This is a genomic window from Paenibacillus polymyxa (assembly GCF_018614975.1).
In the GTDB taxonomy this organism is placed as follows: Bacteria; Bacillota; Bacilli; order Paenibacillales; family Paenibacillaceae; genus Paenibacillus; species Paenibacillus polymyxa_E.
Genome location: NZ_JAGGNR010000030.1, coordinates 14,833 through 35,413 on the forward strand (window position 1 = coordinate 14,833; position 20,581 = coordinate 35,413).

Sequence of the window (20,581 nt, forward strand, 5' to 3'; positions counted from 1 at the left end):
AGACATGATGCTGTTCGACACACATACACATCTGGATGCACCACAATTCGACGAGGACCGCAAGGACATGATTCAGCGTGCTGTGGATGCAGGAGTTGGTCGCATGATCAACATTGGCTTTAACCGGGAGACGATTCCAACCACAATGAAACTCGCCGAAACGTATGACTTTATCTATGCAGCTGTAGGGTGGCATCCAGTCGATGCGATCACAATGCAGGAGGGCGATTTGGAGTGGATTGCATCTTTATGCAAGCATGAAAAAGTGGTTGCGATCGGTGAGATTGGATTGGATTATCACTGGGATACTTCACCGAAGGAAATACAGCATCGCGTATTACGACAACAAATTGCTTTGGCACGTGAAGTGAACATGCCAATTGTCATCCATAACCGGGATGCTCATGAGGATATTATAAAAATTTTGCGTGAAGAGAAGGCTGGCGAGGTTGGCGGTGTGATGCACTCGTTCTCCGGCAGCTGGGAAACAGCGAAAAGTTGTCTCGATATGGGCTTCCATCTCTCCTTCGGAGGTCCAATCACATTCAAAAATGCAAAGCAGCCCAAAGAGGTGCTGGCGAAGGTTCCTATGGACCGGTTTTTCATTGAAACAGATGCTCCTTATTTAACACCTCACCCTTATCGTGGGAAGCGAAATGAGACAGCGCATGTACGTCTGGTTGCAGAGGCAGCTGCGGAAATTAAAGGCATTTCGGTGGATGAAATTGCTGCAATAACAACCAAAAATGCCATGGAACGATTTGGAATTCGTTAAAAAAGCGAGCAAATGAGGTGAAAAAGGCAGGTAAGCGGAGGTAATTTGCCCTTTGATCCGAATAAATCAAGAATATTACAATATTTTAACCAAATATTCAGAGAAACGTACTTGATCAACGCTTTACAACATGCATCAAAACAGGATATCATCTTTTCAGTGAATTGTTGTGCGGAAAAATGGACAGATGTTCGGGGGATGAACAAAGGGACACTTTCCGATGATACAACATTACTTTCATGAATCAGTCTCGCTGAGTCTCCGTTAACGGAGAGCGGGGGAACCAATAGGGCTTAAACATCGGTGTATTTGGTCGATGCGCAACGTTCGCTGACCCAAAAGCAGCGAAGGGAACTGCGAAGCCGTATTTGATTTCTTCTTTGGGTCTCGGGGTGAATTCAAGGGCGTCCGCCATGAGCGGGTGACCTAAGATAGGGCGGCTCTCTTTCGCCCGAACCCGACAGCTAACCTCGCAAGCGGAAAAAGAGAGGCAACCTCGTGCATGAATTTCCGATATTCAAAATCATTCGGAAGCCACGAAAGAGTTCCTCTTACACTCTTTCTTTGGCTTTTTTGTTTTTGAATAAAAGAAATATTGTCATCATACGGTAGGTATTCAGGAGGATGACATCATGTTGCGAAGATGGATTCATGGTGCAGAACCGGATTATGTTGGTCCGATCTGTGTTCTGTAGAAAATTTGGTATAGTCACGTCAAAGACATCATGCATTACTTTAGACGACGAGGCTATGAAGGAGGACGGAGAAGTGGGCACATTCCAACCAGAAGAGACCCATGAGTCACGATCATCCAGTAAGTCTTTCGCGTTGCGGTGGAAGCATGAGAACATGCGTCAAATGGCATTGATCGCGATTTTCTCAATTGCGCTTACAATCATGATCTTGTTAGTCGTTTACGGTCAGGCCGGGAAACAAATTTCACTGGTTATTGACGGCAAAGCTCAGGTGGTAGAGACTCGTACAGGAATGCTTCAGGAAATGCTGGAGGAGCAGTCGATCACAGTCAGCCCTCACGATAAGGTATCCATGTCCATGAACGGGGCGATTACAGATGGAGACCGAATCGTTATTGAGCGGGCCGTTCCAGTTAACATTACGGCAGACGGAGACACCAAGACTCTGTATACAACCGATTCATCGGTAGAAGATGCAATTCAAAAATCAGGTATTCAAGTTGAAAGTAATGATAAAGTGTATCCGGCGCTTGGAACTGCCATCAAAGCGGATATGAAGATCCGTGTAGTGCGCGTAACAAAGCGTACAGTGAATGTAGAGCAACCGATCGCTTACAAAGTAATTAAAACGGCTGACCCTAGCTTGTACAAAGGGGATAACCGTGTCGTTGTGAACGGCAAAGAAGGCACACTTGTACAGCACATCGAAAAGGTATTTCAGGATGGAGAATTGGTCTCCAAAAAAATGGTCGGCAAATCTGTCGCGAATAATCGTGTAGATAAAGTGATCGCTGTCGGCACCAAAGCAAAACCCGTCGTGAAAGAACCTGAGATTCAGACCGTATCAGCTCAAACTTCAACAACCAAAAAGGCTACAACAACGAACTCGAAGAAAACATCTGCCTCGGGCAGCAAAGTAATTACCGTATCCGGGACTTCTTTTAAATACTCCAAAGTACTTAAAAATGTATCCATGACTGCCTACTCTTCCGAAGAGCCGGGCATTGGAACTAAAACAGCTTCCGGTACTCGTGTAACGGAAGGACGCACCATTGCGGTTGATCCCAAAGTCATTCCAATTGGATGGTGGGTATATATCGAAGGTCTGGGATTCCGTCGTGCGGAAGATACAGGCGGTGCCATTAAAGGCAACAAAATTGATGTATATTATGACAGTGTGAAGCATGCCCTGAATTTTGGACGTAAGAAAGGCAAGACGGTCTACGTGATCGGTCCGGTGAAACCGGAAGCGAACTAAAATCGTTTTACTTTGAAATGGGAATGCTATAAAATAGTTGCATGAATGATTCATGCGGAATATGCGGCGGAGGAGTCTGAATTCAGTCTCCCCCGCCGTTTGGCAGAGAAGAGGATATTCCTCTTCTTTTTGCGTTAGAAAGGAAGAAATGGAACATGATAAAAGAAGTCATTGTGGTGGAAGGCCGTGACGATACAGTAGCCATCCGTCGGGCCGTTGAAGCCGATACCATAGAAACAGGTGGATCAGCAATCAACCAACGCATTCTGAAGCGGATTGCGCTTGCTCAGGAGAGACGGGGAGTCATTGTACTGACAGATCCGGATCATGCTGGCGAACGCATTCGTAAAATTATTGCGAATAAGGTCCCAGGCTGCAAACATGCCTTCATTCCGGAAGCCGATGCAACGCGCAAAGGTGACATTGGGGTGGAGAATGCCTCACCAGAGGCGATCCGCCATGCTCTGGCACGTGTACATACTTCATACGAAGGTGCTCCGAGCCTGATCGATTGGGAAGACCTGATCGCGGCAGGACTTATCGTGCATCCACAGGCTGCTGCACGTCGCATGGAGATGGGCAATCTGCTGGGCATCGGATATTGTAACGGTAAGCAGTTCCACAAACGTCTCAGTGTATTTCAAATTACACGGGAAGAGTTCTCTACAGCATTAGCGCAAATTGAACGTGAAGGATTGTGAACATATGAAGGACATGGAAGAGACGATAGAAATTGCAACGCCCAAGCGAACCAAAGAGATTATCCAAAGACACGGATTCTCATTTAAGAAAAGTCTGGGTCAGAACTTTTTGATTGATCAAAATATACTGAACAAAATCGTTAATGCAGCCGATTTGGACGAGTCCAAGGGCGCACTGGAGATCGGGCCGGGCATTGGAGCCCTTACGGAACGACTCGCTCGGGTAGCCGGTCCTGTCACAGCCGTAGAGATTGATCAGCGCTTGATCCCCATCCTGGGTGAAGTGATGCAGCCTTATTCGAATGTACGTGTTCATCATGGAGATGTGCTGAAGCTTGATCTGGCTGAGTTGTTTAATACGGATTTTGCATCCGTGGACAAAGTCAGTGTTGTGGCTAACCTGCCCTATTATGTAACGACGCCAATCATGATGAAACTGCTGGAAGAGAAACTGCCGGTAGACAGCATTGTTGTCATGATCCAAAAAGAAGTGGCTGAACGCATGGCTGCTGCACCAGGATCAAAAGATTACGGCAGTCTGAGCATCGCAGTTCAGTACTACAGTATGCCGGAACTTGTGTGTATTGTGCCTCCTACAGTCTTCATTCCGCAACCTAATGTGGAATCAGCGGTCATTAAGCTGAAAGTGCGTGAGCAACCGCCCGTGGAGATTCCGGATGAAGCACACTACTTTGAAGTGGTACAGGCTTCTTTTGCCCAGCGGAGAAAAACAATCTCAAACAACTTGAAGGCTCGCTTCTTTACAAAGGAGAACCGAGAACAGGCAGACATTCTGCTGGAGCAGGCAGGTATTCAACCGTCCCGACGTGGAGAGACGTTGAGTCTGCAGGAGTATGCCACACTCAGCACCGTAATGTGGGAAGCAGGGGTACGTGCAGCGCTGTAAAATTTGAATGAACCAAACCGGGTCTCTGCCCATACGATGGGGTAGAGGTGATTACGTTGATGAATATCGGAGACTTGGTCGTTCGGAAGTCATACGGCGGCGATGTGACTTTTCGGGTGGAAGGCCTCCAGTTGGATGCTGCGGTCATTAAAGGGACTGAGTTCCGGCTGATTGCCGATTCCCCGGTGGACGATTTGATACAGGTTCCCTACGAACCACAAAGCGCCAAGACCAGACAGGCGCATATTAAAGCACATCAGACCCTGTCCCGTCTGCAGCAGAATCGTATGGAACAGGCTGAGCGGAATCGTGAAGGTCTGGTACAGGATTGGTCTGCTGCTCAGCAGGAACCGGCTTATTTTGAAATGCCTGGCAAGGTGCTTCATCTGGATGGAGATCCGAACTATTTGAAAAAAAGTATGGATCTCTATGAGCAACTTCGTGTGCCCGCAGAGGGACAATATGTCCATGAATCGGCAATGGCAGATACCTTATACCGCTTATTACCCAAAGTACGTCCAGATATCGTAGTTATTACGGGGCATGATGGGGTGCTAAAGACACGTCAGCCCTATGACTTATATAGTCTTGGTAGCTACAAGAACTCGCAAAATTTTGTGTCGGCCATTCAGGTGGCCAGACAATATGAACGCCATCTGGACGCACTCACTATTGTGGCAGGGGCCTGTCAGTCCCATTTTGAGGCACTGCTGCGCGCTGGAGCGAACTTTGCCAGTTCTCCAGGCAGAATTCTCATTCATGCACTTGATCCGGTCTATGTGGCAGCCAAGGCCTCTTTTACCTCTGTGCGGGATACGGTCAATATGAGTGATGTTCTGCACAATACCATCAGCGGTAGCCAGGGTGTGGGTGGTGTAGAGACACGGGGGAGTTACCGGGTAGGTCTGCCTGGGCTGAATGATTTATCTACGCTAAAAGTGAACCCGTCGGCAGTCTGATGTAGGCCATTTAAAGTCCCAATTTGGGGCTTTTTTTGTTTTCAAAAAAATTCATTGACAACGACTTTTTTATGCTGATATAATATTTGGTTTTGATTTGACATTGACTGTAAAATCCGGTATAATGGACAAGAAAAGAGGTGGTCGTCGACAATGGCTAAAAACACGCTATTGGATATCAAACGCAATCTCGACGTGCATATTGGTCAGAAAATTATGTTGCGGGCTAATGGTGGCCGCCGTAAGACCATTGAGCGTACGGGTGTATTGGAAGAAACGTACCCTTCTGTTTTTATTGTTAAGCTTGATGAAGAGCAAGAGACCTTCAAGCGAGTATCATATAGTTATGCGGATATACTTACGGAGTCGGTGGAAGTCATGGTTTATGACCCGGGCAGCCAGACGCATAGCTCCTATATGGAGACGTAAGTATCGATTTACAGGCGATTCGCCCCACAAGGCGGATCGTTTTTTTGTTTTTTAAACCCTAATTCTCGCTCTAACGTAACCCATACATACTCAGGAATGAGCAAGTAATGGTCGCGGCATACTATATAGACAGGTCAAGGGACAGTTTCTTAAGCAATGCAGGAAACTAAACTAAATTTGGCCTGATGGCAAGATGTCCAAAACGTGAACGATCTCATCATATTATGAAGGATACTTTGGAGGAGGATGGTTCATGAGTCGCAGAAGAAGAAGTTTCATGTCAGAGGATCTGAAGAACGAGCTCGCGAAAGACCTGGGCTTCTATGATACGGTCCAACAGGAAGGCTGGGGTGGAATTAAAGCCAAGGATGCAGGAAACATGGTGAAAAGAGCCATTCAACTTGCTGAGCAGGCTGCCCGCAAATCTTAATCCGGCTCAAAGCAGACTGAAAAGCGGGGAAATCCTTCAGGAACACCCCCGCTTTTTCCCCTTAGATGCGGAATAGAAATGACTTGACAGCCCCATTTTGATATAATATGTTAAGTTGTCTTAGGGAAAAGGTGAGGACGGGTGAACGCCTTGAAAATTTACGAAAAAGCGCCTGCTAAAATTAATTTGATGCTGGACGTTTTACATAAAAGAAGCGATGGATTCCATGAAGTTGAAATGATCATGACCATGGTCGACCTGGCTGATCGGCTGGAAATGTCGGAGCTGCCGCGAGATACTATTTTCATCTCCAGTCAGGCGGGGTATATCCCGCTGGACGAGAAGAATCTGGCTTTCCAGGCAGCCAGACTCATTAAGGAGCGCTATAACGTGCGTACGGGCGTCCATATTCATCTGGATAAAAAGATTCCAGTTGCAGCCGGACTTGCCGGAGGCAGTAGTGATGCAGCAGCAGCTCTGCGTGGATTGAACCGTCTGTGGCGGTTGAATATACCGGATCACGAACTGCAGGAGCTTGGAGCTGAACTCGGTTCGGATGTTCCATTCTGTATCACGGGAGGGACTGCACTGGCCACAGGGCGTGGTGAGAAACTAACTCCCATACCTACCCCGCCGCAATGCTGGGTCATTCTGGCCAAGCCTCCGATCAATGTGTCTACAGCAGATGTGTACGGACGGTTCCGCAGTGACAAGATTGTTCGTCATCCGAGTGCAGCTAAAATGGAGCAGGCTATTCGCAATCAATCATTTACGGAAGTCTGTAACCAGATGGGCAATGTGCTTGAAGATGTAACGTTGAAGCTGTATCCGGAAGTTCAGCATCTGAAGGATGCCATGATTAGATTGGGTGCAGACGGCGTGTTAATGTCCGGTAGCGGTCCAACGGTATTTGGGCTGGTCTCCAAAGAATCCAAGGTTGCCCGGATATACAATGGTCTGCGTGGTTTCTGTAAAGAAGTGTACGCTGTACGTATGTTGACGTAAAATTCGCTTTTATAATGTACAAACACGTATAAAGGTGGTATATTTTTAAATAATTATTCGGATTTGGATGTTTCCGTGATCGTGAGGATGGATCTCTGTGAAGAAGTTAAAACGAAGCGCAAGGTTGGTCGAAATGACGCAATACTTATTGTCCAGACCGCATACGGTTATTCCGTTGACCACATTTGCCGAACGTTATGGAGCCGCAAAGTCTTCAATTAGTGAAGATTTGGCGATTATCAAGGAAGTGTTCGAAGAAGGTGGGTCAGGAGAACTGCATACGCTGGCTGGAGCAGCCGGGGGAGTAAGATGGATTCCGAAGGTATCGCGAGAACTGGCACTGGCATTTGCGGAGCGGCTCTCGACCCAGCTCGCACAACCTGATCGGATCTTGCCTGGAGAGTACCTGTACATGTCCGACTTGCTTGGTCAGCCCGCTTTGATGAATGAAGCCGGCAAGATCTTTGCAACGGCCTTTGGCAGTATGAATATTGATGTGGTTATGACGGTAGAAACCAAAGGAATTCCACTGGCTTATGCGACCGGAGCCCAGCTCAACCTGCCTGTCGTGCTCGTACGCAGGGACCATCAGGCTACAGAAGGATCGGCCGTAAGTATCAATTATGTATCCGGGTCCCATAAAAGTCTGCATACCATGTCCCTCTCTCGTAGGGCGATGCGTGAGCATTCCAGAGTACTTATTGTGGATGACTTCATGAAGGCCGGGGGTACGGTGCAAGGAATGATCGATCTTTTGGCCGAGTTTAATGCTACAGTTGCCGGGGTAGGGGTTCTGGTGGAATCTGGTTCTGTAGATTCAGAAGAACGCCTGCTAACAGATTACGTATCTCTGGCGAAACTGACAGCGGTTGATGCCAAGAGCAAACAGATTTCCGTCAAGCCTGGCAACTATTTTGACCTGTAGAAAGATGACGAATGTTATGTCGTTAAAAGGTCTTTTCCATCGACCTGGCATGAACGTTGTCGAATTGTGTATTAAATAAAAAAATTCCTGAAATTAGGAAATTTTTGTGGTTATAAAAAGAAGGAGTTCGTATATGCTGTGTGGAATTATACACCAAGTTCTGATGGAAAAAGGTGGTGAACACACACATGCAAATTACGGATGTCAGACTCCGCCGTGTTAACTCGGAGGGGAGAATGAAGGCTATCGCATCCATTACCATCGATAACGAATTCGTCGTTCATGACATTCGTGTCATTGATGGTAATAACGGAATGTTTGTTGCTATGCCGAGCAAGCGTACTCCTGATGGAGAGTTCCGTGATATCGCCCACCCGATCTCTTCCGGTACGCGTGAGAAGATTCAGGCAGCAGTTTTGACTGAATACGATCGTGCAGCAACTGAGGAAGAAGTCATTGAAGAAGGTGCCTGAGAACATTATTGGGGTTCGAAGGAAAAGAGAGCCATGTCTTATGGCTCTCTTTTCTTTTTGACCGGAATAAGATATATTCAGTATTGAGTTTATTAGCAGAGAACAAAAAGCGCATCGTGCGCTTGGTGGCAGGGCGGCATCTTAGGAATCATTGGGATTCGGTTAAGCTCGCAGGTACACGGCGTATACATATAGGTCACGATTCGTTGGTGTCCGCGTTGTTACGTGTGATTACAGAGACAGCAGGCGATGAACAGGACCGGCATGAAGCCGGCTGAACGATACTCATTGGATATAGATCAGCAATGCATTTCAATGGGATTTTCAGAACAGGAGGTCGTTAATTTTGAAACGAATGGCAATCGTTCTTGCCGCAGGGCAAGGGAAACGAATGAAATCAAAATTGTACAAAGTACTGCATCCCGTATGCGGTAAACCTATGGTTGGACATGTGCTGGATGCAGCACTCAGCGCAGGCGTTGAACGCAGTGTAGTTGTCGTCGGTCATGGTGCCGAAGCGGTGCAGTCATTTTTGGGTTCCAGAGCAGAGTATGCACTCCAGGCAGAACAACTGGGTACAGGTCATGCGGTGAAGCAGGTTAAATCTTTGCTTGGCGGCGAAACAGGCTCTACAATTGTGGTCTGTGGAGATACACCGCTTGTGACCAGTGAAACGTTGGAAGGTCTGATGAAGCTCCATGAGAGTAGCGGAGCAGCAGCGACAGTTCTTACGGCTCAGTTGGACAATCCCAAAGGTTATGGCCGCGTTATTCGCGGAGAAGATGGATCTGTACAACGGATTGTCGAACAAAAGGATTGCACGGAGCAGGAAGATGCTGTGAACGAGATTAACACGGGCACATACTGTTTCGATAATGCCAAATTGTTCGCTGCTCTGGAAAAAGTGACGAACCAGAACGCTCAGGGAGAGTATTATCTCACAGACGTAGTTGGCATTTTCCGCAATGATGGAGAAGTGGTTGAAGCTTACATGTCGGATGACATCTCAGAATCCATCGGGGTTAATGACCGACTTGCACTTTCGCAAGCCGAAGCCTTCATGCGTGAACGTCTTGCCGTACGCCATATGTTGAACGGTGTTACAATCATTGATCCGTCATCGACATATATCGGAGCGGATGTTACGATTGGATCAGATACCATTTTGTATCCGGGGACGATTCTCAAAGGCACAACTTCCATTGGTGAAGCATGTCATATTGGTCCTCAGGCAGACGTGGAAGACAGTGTTATTCAGAACGGAGTTACAATTAAACATTCGGTAGTATCCAATGCCGAGGTTGGTTCTGATGCAACTGTAGGTCCATTTGCTAATTTGCGTCCAGGGACTAAACTTGGTCGCAACGTAAAAATTGGTGACTTTGTTGAAGTGAAAAATGCTACAATTGATGAAGGTTCCAAAGTATCTCATCTCAGCTATATTGGAGATGCCAAAGTAGGGAAAAACGTAAATGTTGGATGCGGGGCAATAACTGTCAATTATGATGGTTATAATAAAGCTGTGACAACGATTGAAGATGATGCTTTTGTAGGCAGCAACGTCAATCTGATTGCACCGATTACGGTAGGAAAAGGCGCTTATGTGGTTGCTGGCTCTACCGTTACCCATTCCGTTCCCGAGAATGATCTGGCCATTGCTCGTCCACGTCAGGAGAATAAACCTGGTTATGCGGAGAAGATTCGCGGACGTGCCAAAGCCAAGAAACAGAATGCCAAACCCCAATAAGGGGTTTTGATAACAAGATTGCCTCCCGAAGATCGGGGAGGTGCCGACATGTCGCAGACGCTTATTGATTCCAATGAACCAGCACGGAGGGTTTTTATTTTATGACTTATTTTGATTCGAAATTAAAAATATTTACTTGCAATTCTAACCCCAAGCTTGCCCATCAAATTGCTGATTATATCGGGATCCCTATGGGTGAATCTCACACAACCAGCTTTAGTGATGGCGAGATTCAAGTGAAACTCTCCGAGAGTGTTCGGGGCTGTCACGTTTATATCGTGCAGTCCACTTGCTTGCCGGTTAATGATAACCTGATGGAAATGCTCGTTATGATTGATGCACTCAAACGGGCATCTGCCAAGACGATTAACGTCGTTATTCCTTACTATGGCTATGCAAGACAGGATCGCAAGGCACGTTCGCGTGACCCGATTACAGCGAAACTGGTTGCCAACCTTATTGAAAAAGCGGGTGCAACCCGTGTCATCGCGATGGACTTGCATGCAATGCAGATCCAGGGATTCTTCGACATTCCGGTTGACCATTTGCTCGGCGTGCCAATTCTGGCTCAATATTTCCGGTCGAAACAGATCGAAAATCCGGTTGTTGTGTCGCCTGACCACGGTGGCGTAGTGCGCGCACGTAAACTGGCTGATTTCCTGAATGCACCCCTGGCGATTATCGATAAACGTCGCCCTGAGCCAAATGTGAGCGAAGTGATGAACATTATCGGTAACATCGAGGGTAAAACAGCCATCCTGATCGATGACATTATTGACACGGCGGGAACGATTGTACTGGGAGCGAATGCTCTGATGGAAGGCGGCGTAAAAGAAGTATACGCGTGCTGTACTCACCCGGTATTGTCCGGACCTGCGATGGAACGTTTGGAGAATGCACCATTGAAGGAAGTCATCGTAACGGATACCATTCCAATTACGCATGCTAATCCGACAAGCAAACTCAAAGTGTTGTCTGTAGCGCCTTTGCTCGGAGAAGCAATTATCCGGGTTCATGAGGAATTGTCAATCAGCAAGCTGTTTGAAATTGAATAAGGATGTCTGCATAAAGTAGTAGAGGGGTTACGTTTTCCGGTTCAATGGAAAATGTAACCCCTGTCGGCGTGCCATTTTATTAAAAGTGAAACAGACGCTGGTCAGTCCATATAAGTTTGAACTACTAATTTACACAATAACGGAGAGGGCAGAAAAGATCTGAAGAAGCGAAGCGCTCGCCTTTATCACCGGATTTTCCCTTTGAAAAGGGAATCAAAAAATCTGGGTATAACAGCGATCGGAAGATGTTTCTGCACGCGCAGTGTTCCAGTGTAGAATGGTTGGTTCATCTTATATGGTTAATACCCGGGGCGGGAGATAAATCGGAAACGACGCCGATGAAAAAGCGTATCGGCAATTTCGACGAATTGATTATCGAAACGTGTGATGAGACCAATCTCAATATGGGTGTCGCGGTCGTATACCTGTACAGGTACGTGATATTCCAGATGATAGATAAAATCGCTATGTTGAGTCAGTTGTCCATTGTCTTCGCGCAAAACCCGCTCACCTTCCTGGGTTGATAAAATATGAACTGTGAATACTACAGTAAATCGATCTTTACTTTCCTGATATTATATGAAATATAACATTCGAAGTCTATGCCTCACCTCAGGCTAATCCGAAGGAGGGAACAAGATGAAGTGGATTGTCGGACTTGGAAATCCAGGCTCAAACTATGCCAAAACCCGTCATAATATCGGTTTTATGGCACTGGATCGGTTGGCTGATCGTCATAATATCTCCATTACACAGAGTAAATGTAAGGCGCTGATTGGAGAAGGCAATATTGGCGGTGTGAAAACCGTGCTGATCAAACCAATGACCTATATGAATTTGTCTGGTGAATCGGTTCGAGCATATATGGATTTTTATAAAGTTAGTCTTGAAGATCTGATTGTTGTGTACGATGACATGGATACAGAGATTGGCAAAGTCAGATTGCGTTACCAAGGTAGTGCAGGCGGACATAATGGGATCAAGTCCATTATTCAGCATACCGGTACACAGCAGTTTAACCGGGTACGCATGGGAATATCCCGGCCTGAACCAGGACATGCCATTGTTGATTATGTACTGTCGACATTTATGAAGAAAGAAAAGGAAGCCCTGGATCAGACCATTGAGCAAACATGTGATGCTCTGGAGCATAGCTTGACTCATACGTTTGAACAAACAATGGCGAAGTTTAACGGTTAATTTTGTAAGACATACTGGTAAAATGATCATAAAAGACGGGTTCGATTCAGCCATACTGGACATACTGGATGTATAAACCATGTTCAGGAGGCATAAACATGTCAGTGAATTACGTATGTAGGCATTGTCGTACCTTTATTGGACGAATCGATTCTGCCCGGATAACGGAAGTAGAGCTCGGCTTTCATTTCTTGACCCCCGACGAGCGGAGGGATATAATAGCGTATAATTCCGGTGGTGACATTACCGTTCGGATTACATGTGATTACTGCAAGGAAGCCCTGGAGCACAATCCGGAGCTTAGCCTGCTCGCGAGTCCGCTTCAGTAGACATCGCCCGTACAGGATCGAATGACAGTTGAGGGCGGTTGCGTAATAACGCTCCACCTTTTATAGCCTTGGCAGCCTGCTGAGGCTTCTTTTCAGTTGGTATGAAAGCCATCGCTAACTCGAAATCAGGCTCAGCCGCATTAACAGATGTGGCAATGTTGCGAGTAATCCGATATGATGAAACAGGACAAAAAGGAATTTGTATCCATTTTAATAGTGATGCTACGCGTATGCGTTAGATAATCAAGTAAGTTATAAGAGAGGTGCCCCTTTTGTTACAAGCACTTATACAGGCTTTTTCCAAAGATCCGGACTTCGGGTCCATTACAGCCGGAATCAAGTCCGGCATGAAAGAGCAACTGGTTTCCGGTTTGTCCGGATCAGCGCGTCAGATTATGCTGGCTGCTCTGCATCAGGAAATGAATCGACCGTTGCTCGTAGTAACGCATAATATGTTTTCAGCTCAAAAAATTGCAGAAGATTTACAGGAAGCGCTTTCACCTGATCAGGTGTTGATCTATCCTGCCAACGAACTTGTCGCTGCTGAAGCTGCTGTTTCCAGCCCGGAAACATTGGGTCAGCGTATTGATGTGTTGGTCCGCTGCGCCCAGGGATTCAGGGGCGTTGTTGTTATTCCTTTTTCCGGAGTAAGACGTTATGTTCCGCTTCCGGAAGTGATGGCCAATGCTCGAATTTTGATTAAACAGGGCAACACACTTCAACTGGACTCCTTCCTGCTGGAGATGGTAAAGCTCGGATATGAGCGTGTGGAGCGCGTAGAATCTCGTGGTGAGATGAGTGTACGCGGAGGTATCATCGACTTCTATCCGGTTACTTCATCGATCGCATATCGGGTGGAGTTATTTGATGATGAGATTGACTCCATTCGGACATTTGATCCAGCGGATCAGCGTTCGATTGAACGGATTGAAGAAATTACGGTTTTACCATGCAAGGAATTAATTGCAGATCGTGAACGTATGGAAAAGGCTGCCGATGCGGCTGCTCTTTTGCTGGAGCAACAACTGGAGAAAATGACGGACCGGCAGGCGAAGCTACGTCTTCGTGAAGAAATTCACCGGGAGATCGAGCTTTTGCGGGAACACGTGTATTTCTCCGAAATGTATAAATATATTTCTCCGCTCTATCCGGAGAACAAAACGATCTACGACTATATGCCGGAAGATACCCTGCTGGTTCTTGATGAGCCTGCCAGACTATCGGAGACATCGAAACAGCTGGAACGTGATGAATCGGAGTGGAATCTGCATTTGATGCAAAACGGAAAAACACTTCCGGATCTTCCTTTATCCGCAGACGGTGATGAACTCTTGTATGAGCGTACATTCCAGACGCTGTTTATGTCGATCTTTTTGCGTCAAGTTCCACACACTCAACCACAGAACATTCTGAACTTCATCAGTCGTGGCATGCAGGATTTCCATGGACAGATGAACGTGCTGAAGGCAGAGATGGAGCGGTGGCAGAAGGCCGGAGTTCAAGTACTCATGCTGGCGAACGGCGAGGAGCGACTCGAGCGGATGCGCCGGGTACTGATGGACTATGATATTCCAGAGCCAGAGATGATGATCGGTAACTTGCAAACGGGATTTGAAATGCCGTCCATTCATTTGGCTGTCGTGACCGAGGGCGAGATGTTCTCGCAAAAACAGCGTAAAGTACGCAAACCGATTCGGAATGTAGATAATGCTGAACGGATCAAATCTTATAGCGAGCTAAAAGTGGGCGATTATGTCGTTCACCAGAACCACGGGATTGGTAAGTACCTTGGGATCGGTACCCTCGAAGTTGGCGGCATTCATAAGGACTATATGCATATTCTCTATGCGGGTGGAGACAAACTGTCTGTACCTATTGAGCAGATCGATCTGATTCAGAAATATGTGGGTTCCGAAGAGAAAGAACCGAAAATATACAAGCTGGGCGGCAATGAGTGGACACGGGTTAAAAATAAAGTCCGCACATCCGTACAGGATATTGCTGATGATCTGATCAAGCTCTATGCGGAACGCCAAACTGCGAAAGGTTTTGGGTTCGACAAGGATTCTGCTGAACAGCAGGAGTTTGAAGACATGTTCCCTTACGATGAGACACGTGATCAAGTACGTGCGATCGAGGAAATCAAGAAGGATATGGAACAAAACCGTCCGATGGACCGTTTATTGTGTGGGGATGTTGGTTACGGCAAGACCGAGGTGGCTATTCGGGCTGCATTTAAAGCAGCGATCGAAGGCAAACAGGTGGCTGTACTCGTTCCGACAACTATTTTGGCACAGCAGCATTTTGAGACGTTCCGTGAGCGCTTCGCCGGTTATCCGTTCAACATTCATGTACTTAGCCGATTCCGCACGCGCAAAGAGCAGAACGAGACAGCCAAAGGCATTAAGGTTGGTACAGTAGATATTGTCATCGGAACGCATCGACTGCTGTCACAGGATCTGGTGTTCAAGGATCTGGGACTGCTCATTGTGGACGAAGAACAACGCTTTGGTGTAACCCACAAGGAAAAACTGAAGAAGCTGAAAACCAATGTAGATGTACTGACACTAACCGCAACGCCGATTCCGCGTACGCTTCACATGTCCATGCTGGGTGTACGGGATCTGTCGGTTATTGAGACACCGCCGGAAAATCGTTTCCCGGTACAGACCTATGTGGTAGAACACAGTCAGGCCCTTGTTCGCGAAGCCATTGAGCGTGAGCTGGCACGCGGAGGTCAGGTGTATTATCTCTATAATCGTGTTCAGGGGATTCAGGAGATGGCGGCCGAAATCTCTGAGCTGGTGCCTGAAGCCAGGGTTGGTGTCGGACATGGTCAGATGTCGGAAACAGAGCTGGAGAAGACGATTCTGGACTTCCTGGATGGTGAATATGACGTGCTTGTGAGCACAAGTATCATCGAGACCGGGGTAGATATTCCGAACGTAAATACGCTGATCGTACATGATGCGGATAAAATGGGACTCTCCCAGCTGTATCAGCTGCGCGGACGTGTGGGTCGTTCCAACCGTATTGCGTATGCCTATTTTACGTACCAACGGGATAAAGTCCTTACTGAAGTTGCTGAGAAACGTCTGCAATCAATCAAAGAATTCACCGAACTGGGTTCAGGATTCAAAATCGCCATGCGTGACTTGTCGATTCGTGGTGCGGGAAATCTGCTGGGAGCAGAGCAGCATGGTTTCATCGCTTCCGTCGGGTTTGATCTGTATTCCCAGATGCTTGCGGAGGAGATCAACAAACGCAAAGTTACGATGCTTGGCGAGGAGCCGGTACCTTCAGACCAGTGGAATACAACCCTGGATCTCAGTATCGATGCATACTTGCCGTCCGATTATATTTATGACAGTATTCAGAAGATTGAGATCTACAAAAAAGTGGCGGTTATTGCCTCCTTCGACGATGCGATGGAGTTGGAAGACGAATTGGTTGACCGGTTCGGTGATCTTCCAGAAGCCGTCATCAACTTGCTGGCTGTTGCGCGGATGAAAGTATACGGAAAAATCTACGGTATTGAGTCCATTTCCCAACGTGGTGAGGACATTACCGTGAAGTTCTATGAAGGGCGTGAACATGCCTTTGAACTCTCAAAAATCGCGCACATTGGAAATCAGTTTGAAAGACGTGTACAATTTGAACAAGGACCCCATATGCTGATTCACGCTAAAGGCAAGGGGCTTGGGGATAAGCAACTGATGGAGCTGGTAGAGAAAATTCTGGAGTCCATGAAAACTGCTTTTAAATCAAAGGGGGAACTAAAGGATGTTACCAAAGTATAAAAAAGTAGGAAAAGTACTGTCTGTGAGCATGGTCGCAGTACTATCCTTATCAATGCTTGCTGCATGTGGCAAGAAGGAAGAAGCAAAAACACCGGAAACGACGGATACAAGTGCTGTAGTCGCTACGTATGATGGTGGTACTATTACAGCCAATGAATTCGACATGGAGCAACGTGTCATGAAATTCCTCTATCCGGAGTATGCACAAATGATGGATATGGACGATTTCAAAGAGTATTTGGTGAAACAGGAAGTTGCTTATGAATATCTGAGTGGCAAAGCAAGCGAAGATGCCAAAACAGCTGGTACCAAAGCGGCAACTGAGCAATTCGATAAAATGAAAGCTTCTGTTCAGGCAGATCAGTGGACAGAAATGCTCAAAGCTCAGAAACTGACTGATGACAACATTAAAGACTACATGACTCGGATCATGACAGTAATTAAAGACAAAGAAACAGGCGTTACGGACGATGCAATCAAGGCTGAGTTTGAGAAAAACAAAGATCAGTTCACAACGGCTTCCGTTCGTCACGTGCTGATTAACTTCACAGATCCAAAAACGCAAAAAGAGCGTAAAAAAGAAGATGCACTTAAAATTGCAAAAGAAGTAAAAACCAAGTTGGATGGCGGAGCTGATTTTGCTGAAATTGCAAAAAAATATTCAGAAGATCCAGGTTCTGCTGAAAAGGGTGGACTGTATGAAAATACACCTGTAGGCAGCTGGGTAGAGGCATTTAAGGAAGCTGCAAAAACGTTGCCACTGAACAAAATCAGTGATCCAGTAGAGACAGAGTACGGTTACCATGTCATGAAAGTGGAAGCTCGTACAGAAGCTGACTTTGCCAAATTGACGGCTGAACAAAAAGAAAGTCTGAAGAGCCAATTGGCTGCAGCCGAAATCGATACGTTTATGCAAAATGAGTTAGACAAAATCGTAAAAGAAGTTAAGCTGCCAAAAACAGAAAAAGCTGAAGAAGGCAAAACTGAAGGTACAACGGGTACAGGAACTGAAGGAGAGAAAACAACCGAGCCAAAAACGGATGACTCCACAGGTACGGATACCAAGACTGACCAAGGTACGACTGGAACAGACAAAGATGCAACTACAGATGAAGGTACAAGCAGTAAGTAAATATGGACAACTATACAGAGAAGCAAGGGGAGGACTTAGGACCTCCTTCTTGCTTCTTCTTTTATATATTCAAGCCGTATGGGTACATGGTCGCCTTCTTAGAAAGTTACACAACTATATTCTCCGAAGCATGTATAAGGACTTGGGAACAGATGAATACTATGGTCAAGATATCACACTAAACGTTCTGGGACTTTCCTCTACCCATTAAGGAACAGTAGTTGAAAAATCTTCTCGAGAAAGTGGGGCAACATGTGAAATGAAAGCTACTGGTATTGTCCGCCGTATAGATGACCTTGGTCGTGTGGTCATTCCAAAAGAAATCCGCCGTACGTTACGTATTCGTGAAGGTGATCCACTGGAAATTTTCGTGGATCGTGATGGAGAAGTTATCCTTAAAAAATATTCGCCAATTGGCGAACTTGGTGATTTTGCCAAAGAATATGCAGAATCCCTGTATGAGAGTACAGGACATGTAACGATGATTTCTGACCGGGATACCATTATCACGGTGGCAGGCGGCTCCAAGAAAGAGTATTTGGACAAGCAGGTCGGTCAACTGTTAGAAGGATGTATGGAAAACAGGAAGACCATTTTGGAAACAAACAATGGTTCTTATGAACTTAGCAAAGATCATGACGAGACGTTATCCTCTTTTGTTATTGCGCCGATTATTTCAGGTGGTGACCCCATCGGAACGGTTATCCTATTCAATAAGGATGAATTGGTGAAGATGTCTCAAATGGAAGTGAAGATGTCTGAGACGGCTGCCGGTTTCCTTGGCAAGCAAATGGAACAATAGACCGCAGATCAACTCCTGGTGCCCTGTCTTGGGCATACGGGAGTTTTTGCATTTTAAGGGACAAGGAATTGATTCAGACGGGTGTCATGGTGCAGAGTTAGTCTGTGTGCCCTCAGGCAGGTATAATAACAAGGTATGCTTAAAAGGATTACGCAGGAGGGACTTATGAAACAGCCGTCTACAGGCTCGAGGCTGCTACAGGGTGCATTTGTACTTGGGCTTGCTGCTATTATCTCCAAAATCATTGGTGCTTTTCAGAAGATTCCATTGCAGAATCTGGGGGGAGACGGTGTTTTTGGCATTTACAATACGGTGTATCCGTTATATATGCTTATTGTTACGCTTGCTGCTGCAGGGCTGCCTCTGGCCGTATCCAAATTCGTAGCAGAGCAGAATGCACTTGGAAGACCGGACGAGAGCAGAAGAATTATTCGACTATCTTCCCTACTGCTCGGGGGAATTGGAATTATAATGGCGCTCTTGATGTATACAGGTGCGCCGCTGATCGCTGACATGATTGGCAACCGCCATGTGGTTCCATCGATTCGTGCTGCTTCATGGGCGTTATTGTTCGTACCGGTGATGACAGGGCTGCGTGGATATTTTCAAGGGTTACAGCAGATGGTTCCAACAGCGGTATCACAAGTGGTGGAACAGACAATACGGGTCACTGTCATGATTGTTCTGCTTCTGTGGTTGATGAGACGGGACGCTTCGCTTGAGACTATCGCCGCTGGAGCCATGATGGGCTCCGTTGCTGGTGGGATGGTTGGACTGCTTACCATGTTAGGGTACATGGTCCGTCATCGGCGGAAAGGCAAGGAAGAGCGAAACGGGCAATGGGATTCGGAATGGAGCAGTAACGGCAGAGAGGTTGAATCAGATCGTCAGGAGAGTCAGGAGAGTAGACCGGTTACGCCACATAAGAAAACGGTGAGTGCTATTAACCCTGCTCTGGCAGAAAGATCACGATCCAATGGGGAGTGGATCAAGATGCTGCTCATGTATGCCATTCCCGTCTGTCTCGGGTCGCTCGCCGTACCGCTGATGAATCTGGTGGATACCTTCACCGTGCCGCGGCTGCTGCGAGGAGAAGGACTGGATGAGATTCAGTCGATGGTTTCCTTCGGCATCTATAACCGTGGATTGCCGCTGGTTCAACTGGTGACGATGCTGGCTACGTCACTATCTGTGTTGTTTATTCCGGCGATGGCGGAAGCCCGGTTAAAGGGCGGGCCAGAAGCCGTACGGCAGCAAGCAGGCCTCGCGCTGCGCTGGTTCTGGTTGATCGGCCTGGCGGCCTCCGCGGGTCTTGCGGTGCTGGCGGAGCCGATTAACCGCATGCTGTACGGAGATGCCGCAGGCACCGAAGCACTGCGGTATATGGCGCTGACGGCTGCGGGCAGCACCGTCAGCATTATTGCGGCGGCGCTGCTGCAAGGCCTCGGCGCCGTGCGCGCACCTGCGTTCAGCATGCTGGCCGCCGCAGGCGTCAAGGCGCTGCTGAACGTCATGCTTGTGCCGGCGCTGGGCATCAGCGGCGCGGCACTGGCAGGCGCAGTCGCCTACATGCTGGCGGCTGGCCTGAATGTGGCGCTGCTGGCGCGACTTGTCGCCCTGCGCCCTGCCCCTGGCGCCGTCCTGGCAAAGCCGGCGCTGGTGATCGCCGCCATGAGTCTGGCGGCGTTAGGCACGGCCTGGGCCGCCGAAGCGGTACTCGGCGGCATGGGTGTCGCGGCCGACCGCAGGCTGGCCGCGATGGGCGTGAGCCTGCTGGGCATTGCCGCAGGCTCGGCCGTGTTCTTACTCGCGGCGGCCCGGACAGGGCTACTGACCGCCGCGGAGCTGGCGGCTGTGCCCAAGTTGGGGCCTCGCCTTGCCAAGCTGCTGCGCAGACTGCGTGTGCTGCGCTAGCTCCATGCTCACGGTGCTTGTACACCCAGCACAGCTAATATGCAA

20 protein-coding genes and 1 riboswitch are annotated in these 20,581 nt (G+C 47.5%); of the genes, 19 read left to right on the plus strand and 1 reads right to left on the minus strand.

Features of this window, described 5'->3' with window-relative positions; genetic code table 11:
- Positions 1-4 precede the first annotated feature (4 nt).
- The 13 genes from J7E78_RS21465 (at position 5) to J7E78_RS21525 (ending at position 11,359) form a co-directional block, all read left to right on the plus strand.
- The gene (locus J7E78_RS21465) at positions 5-775 is read left to right on the plus strand and encodes a TatD family hydrolase (RefSeq protein WP_215078126.1); all 771 of its coding nucleotides are present in this window, start codon (positions 5-7) and stop codon (positions 773-775) included.
- Between the two features lie 241 nt (positions 776-1,016).
- Positions 1,017-1,270: riboswitch (cyclic di-AMP (ydaO/yuaA leader) on the plus strand.
- Between the two features lie 273 nt (positions 1,271-1,543).
- Positions 1,544-2,728 carry a 3D domain-containing protein gene (locus tag J7E78_RS21470; protein WP_215078127.1) on the plus strand — a complete coding sequence of 395 codons (1,185 nt, stop codon included), beginning with the start codon at positions 1,544-1,546 and terminating at the stop codon, positions 2,726-2,728.
- A gap of 155 nt (positions 2,729-2,883) precedes the next feature.
- Positions 2,884-3,429, plus strand: a complete 546-nt coding sequence (gene rnmV / locus J7E78_RS21475) for a ribonuclease M5 (RefSeq protein ID WP_017691379.1) — start codon at positions 2,884-2,886, stop codon at positions 3,427-3,429.
- A gap of 4 nt (positions 3,430-3,433) precedes the next feature.
- Complete coding sequence (gene rsmA, locus J7E78_RS21480) at positions 3,434-4,336, plus strand: 16S rRNA (adenine(1518)-N(6)/adenine(1519)-N(6))-dimethyltransferase RsmA (RefSeq protein ID WP_272907837.1); 903 nt, start codon at positions 3,434-3,436, stop codon at positions 4,334-4,336.
- 59 nt (positions 4,337-4,395) lie between these two features.
- Positions 4,396-5,295, plus strand: a complete 900-nt coding sequence (gene yabG, locus J7E78_RS21485) for a sporulation peptidase YabG (protein ID WP_215078128.1) — start codon at positions 4,396-4,398, stop codon at positions 5,293-5,295.
- Positions 5,296-5,448: 153 nt separating this feature from the next.
- Positions 5,449-5,724, plus strand: a complete 276-nt coding sequence (gene veg, locus J7E78_RS21490; protein WP_215078129.1) for a biofilm formation stimulator Veg — start codon at positions 5,449-5,451, stop codon at positions 5,722-5,724.
- A gap of 253 nt (positions 5,725-5,977) precedes the next feature.
- On the plus strand, positions 5,978-6,154 hold the full coding sequence (locus J7E78_RS21495) for a small, acid-soluble spore protein, alpha/beta type (protein WP_215078130.1): 177 nt from the start codon (positions 5,978-5,980) through the stop codon (positions 6,152-6,154).
- 150 nt (positions 6,155-6,304) lie between these two features.
- Entirely contained in the window at positions 6,305-7,159 is an 855-nt protein-coding gene (ispE, locus tag J7E78_RS21500; protein WP_150364161.1) for a 4-(cytidine 5'-diphospho)-2-C-methyl-D-erythritol kinase, read from the plus strand.
- A gap of 97 nt (positions 7,160-7,256) precedes the next feature.
- Positions 7,257-8,084 carry a pur operon repressor gene (gene purR / locus J7E78_RS21505; RefSeq protein ID WP_215078131.1) on the plus strand — a complete coding sequence of 276 codons (828 nt, stop codon included), beginning with the start codon at positions 7,257-7,259 and terminating at the stop codon, positions 8,082-8,084.
- Between the two features lie 188 nt (positions 8,085-8,272).
- Positions 8,273-8,557, plus strand: coding sequence for a septation regulator SpoVG (gene spoVG / locus J7E78_RS21510; protein WP_017691372.1), 285 nt, complete (start codon positions 8,273-8,275; stop codon positions 8,555-8,557).
- An 83-nt stretch (positions 8,558-8,640) separates the two neighbouring features.
- Positions 8,641-8,835: a hypothetical protein gene (locus J7E78_RS21515; RefSeq protein WP_215078132.1), complete on the plus strand. Its 195-nt coding sequence runs from the start codon at positions 8,641-8,643 to the stop codon at positions 8,833-8,835.
- A gap of 77 nt (positions 8,836-8,912) precedes the next feature.
- The gene (gene glmU, locus J7E78_RS21520) at positions 8,913-10,304 is read left to right on the plus strand and encodes a bifunctional UDP-N-acetylglucosamine diphosphorylase/glucosamine-1-phosphate N-acetyltransferase GlmU (RefSeq protein ID WP_251035185.1); all 1,392 of its coding nucleotides are present in this window, start codon (positions 8,913-8,915) and stop codon (positions 10,302-10,304) included.
- Positions 10,305-10,405: 101 nt separating this feature from the next.
- Entirely contained in the window at positions 10,406-11,359 is a 954-nt protein-coding gene (locus tag J7E78_RS21525) for a ribose-phosphate diphosphokinase (protein WP_017691370.1), read from the plus strand.
- Positions 11,360-11,658: 299 nt separating this feature from the next.
- Here the strand turns inward: J7E78_RS21525 and J7E78_RS21530 are convergent, their stop codons facing one another.
- Positions 11,659-11,859 (minus strand): hypothetical protein, encoded by a 201-nt coding sequence (locus tag J7E78_RS21530; RefSeq protein WP_024633712.1) that lies wholly within the window; start codon positions 11,857-11,859, stop codon positions 11,659-11,661.
- Positions 11,860-11,998: 139 nt separating this feature from the next.
- Between J7E78_RS21530 and pth the strand changes: the two genes are divergently transcribed.
- The 6 genes from pth (at position 11,999) to J7E78_RS21560 (ending at position 20,536) form a co-directional block, all read left to right on the plus strand.
- Positions 11,999-12,559, plus strand: a complete 561-nt coding sequence (gene pth, locus J7E78_RS21535) for an aminoacyl-tRNA hydrolase (RefSeq protein ID WP_091039104.1) — start codon at positions 11,999-12,001, stop codon at positions 12,557-12,559.
- A 98-nt stretch (positions 12,560-12,657) separates the two neighbouring features.
- Positions 12,658-12,888, plus strand: coding sequence for an anti-sigma-F factor Fin family protein (locus tag J7E78_RS21540; protein WP_017691368.1), 231 nt, complete (start codon positions 12,658-12,660; stop codon positions 12,886-12,888).
- Between the two features lie 272 nt (positions 12,889-13,160).
- Positions 13,161-16,688 (plus strand): transcription-repair coupling factor, encoded by a 3,528-nt coding sequence (gene mfd, locus J7E78_RS21545; RefSeq protein WP_215078133.1) that lies wholly within the window; start codon positions 13,161-13,163, stop codon positions 16,686-16,688.
- Positions 16,672-17,820, plus strand: coding sequence for a peptidylprolyl isomerase (locus tag J7E78_RS21550; RefSeq protein ID WP_215078134.1), 1,149 nt, complete (start codon positions 16,672-16,674; stop codon positions 17,818-17,820). Before mfd ends, J7E78_RS21550 begins: the two co-directional genes overlap by 17 nt.
- Before the next feature lie 259 nt (positions 17,821-18,079).
- Entirely contained in the window at positions 18,080-18,622 is a 543-nt protein-coding gene (gene spoVT / locus J7E78_RS21555; RefSeq protein ID WP_215078135.1) for a stage V sporulation protein T, read from the plus strand.
- A gap of 165 nt (positions 18,623-18,787) precedes the next feature.
- Entirely contained in the window at positions 18,788-20,536 is a 1,749-nt protein-coding gene (locus J7E78_RS21560) for a putative polysaccharide biosynthesis protein (protein ID WP_215078136.1), read from the plus strand.
- Positions 20,537-20,581: the final 45 nt, after the last annotated feature.